Annotated in this window: 6 protein-coding genes, 1 pseudogene and 1 riboswitch; of the genes and pseudogenes, 4 read left to right on the top strand and 3 right to left on the bottom strand. The window is 35.6% G+C overall.

All coding sequences use genetic code 11. The features are described 5' to 3' along the window. The 3 genes and pseudogenes from RTL21_RS20720 to RTL21_RS20710 all read right to left on the bottom strand — a co-directional run. A pseudogene (locus RTL21_RS20720) lies at positions 1-837 on the bottom strand (aminotransferase class I/II-fold pyridoxal phosphate-dependent enzyme); the annotation flags it as partial. Beyond that, positions 837-1,337, bottom strand: coding sequence for an Lrp/AsnC family transcriptional regulator (locus RTL21_RS20715; protein WP_312098701.1), 501 nt, complete (start codon positions 1,335-1,337; stop codon positions 837-839). The gene RTL21_RS20715 and the pseudogene RTL21_RS20720, both read right to left, overlap by 1 nt. A 275-nt stretch (positions 1,338-1,612) precedes the next feature. Beyond that, complete coding sequence (locus RTL21_RS20710) at positions 1,613-1,873, bottom strand: DUF1871 family protein (protein WP_312098700.1); 261 nt, start codon at positions 1,871-1,873, stop codon at positions 1,613-1,615. A gap of 175 nt (positions 1,874-2,048) precedes the next feature. After that, positions 2,049-2,155: riboswitch (SAM riboswitch) on the top strand. Between the two features lie 128 nt (positions 2,156-2,283). Here RTL21_RS20710 and RTL21_RS20705 point away from each other — a divergent pair. From RTL21_RS20705 to RTL21_RS20690, 4 genes are all read left to right on the top strand, one after another. Further along, positions 2,284-3,297 carry a methionine ABC transporter ATP-binding protein gene (locus RTL21_RS20705; protein ID WP_312098698.1) on the top strand — a complete coding sequence of 338 codons (1,014 nt, stop codon included), beginning with the start codon at positions 2,284-2,286 and terminating at the stop codon, positions 3,295-3,297. Then, positions 3,287-3,964 (top strand): methionine ABC transporter permease, encoded by a 678-nt coding sequence (locus tag RTL21_RS20700; protein WP_396954480.1) that lies wholly within the window; start codon positions 3,287-3,289, stop codon positions 3,962-3,964. Before RTL21_RS20705 ends, RTL21_RS20700 begins: the two co-directional genes overlap by 11 nt. A gap of 33 nt (positions 3,965-3,997) precedes the next feature. Next, the gene (locus RTL21_RS20695) at positions 3,998-4,819 is read left to right on the top strand and encodes a MetQ/NlpA family ABC transporter substrate-binding protein (RefSeq protein WP_312098696.1); all 822 of its coding nucleotides are present in this window, start codon (positions 3,998-4,000) and stop codon (positions 4,817-4,819) included. A gap of 290 nt (positions 4,820-5,109) precedes the next feature. Further along, the gene (locus RTL21_RS20690) at positions 5,110-5,655 is read left to right on the top strand and encodes a polymer-forming cytoskeletal protein (RefSeq protein ID WP_312098694.1); all 546 of its coding nucleotides are present in this window, start codon (positions 5,110-5,112) and stop codon (positions 5,653-5,655) included. Positions 5,656-5,734 lie beyond the last annotated feature (79 nt).

Here is a 5,734-nt window from a genome sequence, read left to right as displayed (position 1 = left end):
AAGCCCAGCATATTGTGCCATCGTCGGCGCACACATTAAACTGTACTGATGAATCTTCAGCATCGCTTGGATTAATTCTTCTGGTCCGCAAACAAACCCTAGCCTCCAGCCCGTCATTGCAAAGCCTTTTGAAAAACCTGAAAGAAGAATAGTACGCTCCTGTGCTCCGTCAATTGCCGCGGTACTTGTATATTCTTCGTCATAGCAAAGCTCTGCATATATTTCATCAGAAAGAATAAGCAAGTCATGCTCTTCCGCTACTGCTACAATTGCTGCTAGCTCCTCTTTGGAAAGAGTTGTTCCAGTGGGATTATTTGGCGAACAAATCATGATTGCTTTTGTACGGTCGGTTATAACCTCTTCTATCTGAAATGGCTTGATTTTGAAATCATTCTCTTTTAAGCTTTGAACAGGAATCGGCACCCCGCCAGCAAGTGTCACTAATGGTGCATAAGAAACAAAACACGGTTCCACAACAATTACTTCTTCTCCCTGGTTGAGAATAGCCCGTAAAGCGATATCTATCGCTTGACTAGCGCCAACTGTTACGATTATTTCGGAAGAAGGCTTATAGGAAACCAAAAATCTTTTTTGCATATAATGACTAATTTCCTCGCGAAGCTCTAAAAGTCCAGGATTCGCAGTATAAGAGGTATATCCTTGTTCTAACGATAAAATCGCCGCCTCTCTTGTTGCCCAAGAAGTTACAAAGTCTGGTTCTCCTACACCGAGGGAAATAACCCCTTCCATGCCGGAAGCTAAATCAAAAAATCTTCGTATTCCAGATGGCTTCATTTCCTCTACTTTTTGTGCAATATAACTTTTGGTTTGCTTCATTATGGTGACACCACAATTCTTTTATCATCATCTGACGGTGCAAATATTGTGCCATCATGCTTATATTGCTTCAAAATAAAATGAGTAGTAGTGGAGATAACCGAATCAAGGGTCGATAGCTTTTCAGATACAAATCTTGCTACTTCATTCATGGACTTTCCTTCAATAATCACAGATAAATCATATGCCCCTGACATTAAATAGAGAGACTTAACTTCCTTAAATCGATAAATTCTTTGAGCAACCTCATCAAAACCAACGCCCCTTTTAGGAGTCACTTTGACATCAATCATTGCGGTAACACCTTCATGCCCTTCTACTTTTGACCAATCAACAATAGATGTATATCGCACAACTATATTTACTTCTTCTAATTTAGCAATCATTGCTTTTGTATTCTCTAACTCTTCACCAATCATTTTAGCTATATCTTCGTCAGATATTCTCGCATCTTTTTCCAGAATTTCCGCAATTTCAATTTCTTTATCTGTTAATTTCATGTTCATCCTCCTGCTTGCTTTGAAATATTCTCATTATACCAAATTATCACTAAATTTTTCGTTCAAATTTAATTTTTGGGATCCTGTTATGAAAATGGTTGTTTTTTTCTATGATACTTTATATAGGTAAACCCCCAAAATAAAAACCATACAGCCTGAATACACATAGCCACAGGAATTAGCTAGACAGATGAGGCTAAAACGTATCCAACGGAAAAGCAAATGTTTAATCAGACTGTCTCTGGTAGCAACAAACTTTACTAAAACAGCTTAATTTAAAGAGAACAAGTACCACTTTGTTTTACAGACATTAATTTACTCGAGATTGCTAAGCAACTCTCTATAGCAATGACTTCTTCAAAAGAAAATTCATAAATAGCTTGGATAGCTTTCGCTAAATCTTCTTCTAAATCTAAATCATGTAATGCTTGAAGACTGTCAGCAATTTCCGTATCATAATTCCCTTCTCCTATTGAAAAAGGATCCCATTCATTTAATAATCGCACAAATTCTACATTCATTTCCTGACTGTTCATTACTCTGTCACCCTTTGTTCCATTTTTTTGCTGAAACCATTCTATCATATATCTTCATAAAGAATATAGCGTAAAAAGAATTGATACACCTAAACTTCAGAACCTTTATATTTTTAAATTTATATTGACAATTCAGTATTTTAGCTTTATTATTCATTTAGTGAAAATTTCATATTACTTATCAAGAGAGATTGAGGGAACAGGCCCGATGACATCCAGCAACCTCCTTTCCTAAAGGAAGGTGCTAACTCCTGCAGAATGACTTATTCTGAAAGATAAGATCGATATATGCATACGATACTTCTTTCAAATGAAAGAAGTTTTTTTATTTTGCAGACTCTTTTTCTGCCTCTAATAAAGCAGTATGAAACAATCTTTTAATTCATGTAAAAGGAGGATAGTAATTTCTAATGATACAAATAAACAATTTGGTAAAAGTATATGCTACGAAGAAAGAACAAGTTGTAGGGGTAGACCATGTTTCTTTAACCATACAAAAAGGAGAAGTATTCGGAATTGTAGGCTATAGTGGTGCAGGGAAAAGCTCTCTTCTACGCTGTCTCAATTTATTAGAAAAGCCTACGAGCGGTGAAATTATTATCGACAATATATCCTTAACGAAGTTAAATCAAAGGCAATTAAGAGCTGCCCGTTTAAAAATCGGGATGATTTTCCAACATTTCTATCTTGTCAGTAGTAAAACTGTTTATGAAAATATCGCCTTTGCTCTTAAAGCAGCTAATTTACCATCAAAACAAATTCATAAACGCGTATTAGAATTGCTTGATATGGTAGGGTTAACGGATAAAAAGGACGTCTTTCCTGCCCAACTAAGCGGTGGACAAAAACAAAGGGTCGGTATTGCTAGGGCGCTTGCCAATAATCCAACTGTTCTCCTTTGTGATGAAGCAACTTCTGCCCTTGACCCTTCTACAACGAAATCCATTCTGGCATTGTTGAAGAAAATAAATAAAGAACTTGGGTTAACCATCGTTCTTATCACGCATGAGATGGAAGTTGTAAAAGATATATGTGATCGTATGGCTGTTATGGAAGCCGGAAAAGTTATTGAAGAAGGGCCTGTATACGATATGTTCGCCAATCCAACACAGGAGCTCACTAGAAACTTTGTTAATAGCATTCTTCAATTTGAATTACCAAACCATCTATTAGAAGAAAGAAAAGGAAAAATTATTAAAGTTACCTTCCAAGGAGCCATTGCAGAAGAAGGCATTATATCTGATGCATTTCAGCACTATCAAGTTAAAGGAAATATTCTACATGGAAAGATCGAATATATTCAAAACAATCCACTTGGTATTTTCATAATGGAATTAACAGGTGACGATGCTGAGATTACAAAAGCGATTCAATATATCAAAGATCGCACCAGAAACGTGGAGGTGATACATCATGCCTCTTAGTATTGATTGGAATTATATTATAGAATTACTTCCTGATTTAAATTCTGCTTTTTTTGAAACATTGTATATGGTTGGTATCTCTATTGTTGTGGCCATTATTGTGGGTTTACCGATAGGAATTCTTCTATTTGTTACGGATAAAGGGCTATTTCTTAAAAACTCCTTTCTTAAAAACATCGTAGGGTTTGTTGTTAATATGGTTCGCTCGATCCCTTTTATTATCTTATTAATAGCGTTATTACCTTTAGCAAAATGGATTACAAACACAACCATAGGACCTACTGCCGCTTCCGTTTCTCTATCGGTTGCTGCCATTCCTTTTTTTGCAAGAATAGTGGAACAAGCTTTTCGAGAGATTGATAAAGGAGTTATTGAAGCTTCTGTTGCGATCGGCGCATCCCCATGGATGATTATTTGGCAGGTATTAATTCCGGAAGCAAGACCAGGACTTATTCAAGGTATTACCATTACCATTATCAATTTAATTGCATATTCAGCCATGGCTGGGATTGTCGGCGGTGGTGGGGTTGGTGATTTGGCGATTCAATATGGATATTATCGTTATGATAATACAGTTATGATTACAACTGTTGTTGTTCTCATCTGCCTAGTTCAAATCATTCAATTTTTTGGCGATAAACTTTCAAAAACATTGGATAAGCGTTAAAACATCATAAAGATTTTTAGGAGGAAAAGATAAATGAAAAAAATATTTATTGGAATTCTTTTACTATTATCATTTAGTGTGCTTAGTGCATGTGGAGAAGAGAAAAATAATGCGGATACAGGCGATAAAAAAGAAATTAATATCGGTGCAACATCTGGTCCATATGCAGACATGGTAAAAAAGGCAATTAAACCAATCCTTGAAGATAAAGGATATGAAGTAGAAGTTACGGAGTTTACAGATTATGTACAACCTAATAATGCATTAGCAGAAGGAAGCATTGATGCGAATCTTTTCCAGCATAAAATTTACATGGAATCTTTTGCTGAACAAAATAATTTAGAGTTATCCGAACTAATTTCTGTTCCAACTGCTCCAATGGGCATTTATTCAAATAAATTTGACAGTTTAGAAGACATTACAGATGGTGCGACAATCGCTATACCTAATGATCCAACCAATGCAGCCCGTGCTTTCTTAATTCTAGAGGAAGCAGGTTTAATTGAAATTGATGAAGCTGCTGACCCACTTACTGTATCTGATAAAGACGTAACAAAAAATATTAAAAACCTAAAGTTTGAAACAATTGAAGCGGCACAATTACCTCGTGCAGTTGAAAGCGTGGATTTATCAGCTGTTCCAGGAAACTTCGCACTAGCAGCAAAAATGAATTTATTAGATGCCCTTCAATTAGAAAATATGCTCGATCAATATCGAAACCGTGTCGTTGTAAATACGAAAGATTTAGATACTACATTTGCTAAAGATATTAAAGCTGCTGTTGAATCACCTGAATTCGAAAAAATAATTGATGAAGAATTTGAAGGCTTTGGGAAACCTGAGTGGATGAATTAAATAAATAATTGCAACAAGATTATGAAACAAGCGGACTAGAATGAGAATTATTCCTCATCCTAGATCGCCTGTTTTTTTGATTATTATGGTCTATCTCTACAGAAGTAAATCTTAATTCCAGAACCACCTTTTGAATTTTCTGACTATTGAAACAAAGTCACATTTTTATCTTATTTCTTTCACAAATTGGACACACCTCCCCCCTCTACAACTACAAAGTGTGTGTTAATATAATGTTGTATTGTGAAGCGATTCACATAAAACAAAAGACAATATAGGGGGAACCAATCATGAAAACTACACCAAAAGTTTTACTTGCTTCCATTTTAGCAGGAGCGCTTTTAACAGCTTGTGGAAATACAGACACAGAACCAAAAAAAGAAGAAAATAAAGCAGAAGAATCAGCAGATGTTGTAACAACGGCTTCTATCGTTAACGAAGCAGATCCACTAATAAATGCATTAAGTGAAGACGGAAATTGGATTGTTGCAACACTTCAAGATTTAACAGTAGACAGTGACATTGTTGTTGCAGGTGAATTCCACGATAAAGGGGAAGCCGCTAATCCAATTTACCGTAAACTTGCCCTATATACACAAGATGACGATCATAACATCATCGATTCATTCACTTTAACTGCTCCTAAAATGACAGTACAAAGTGAAAACTTCAAAATTCAAGGTGGTACATTTGCTGGAGACGTTTATGTAGAAGCTAACGGATTCACTGTTGACGCTACAGCAAAAGTTGATGGTAATGTTTACTATAAGAGTGATGAATTCAAAACTTCTGCTGTTATTGATGGAGAAGTAACTGGAGAACAAGAAGTACAATAATATCCTTAAAAAACCTAGCTGAATGTAAAATGTACCCTATAGAGTAGACACTAAAAAAAAGTCTACCTGTAGGGTACTT

The sequence above is a fragment of the Niallia sp. genome, assembly GCF_031978665.1.
Classification (GTDB): domain Bacteria; phylum Bacillota; class Bacilli; order Bacillales; family Cytobacillaceae; genus Niallia.
This window is presented reverse-complemented; position numbering and strand designations above follow the sequence as displayed.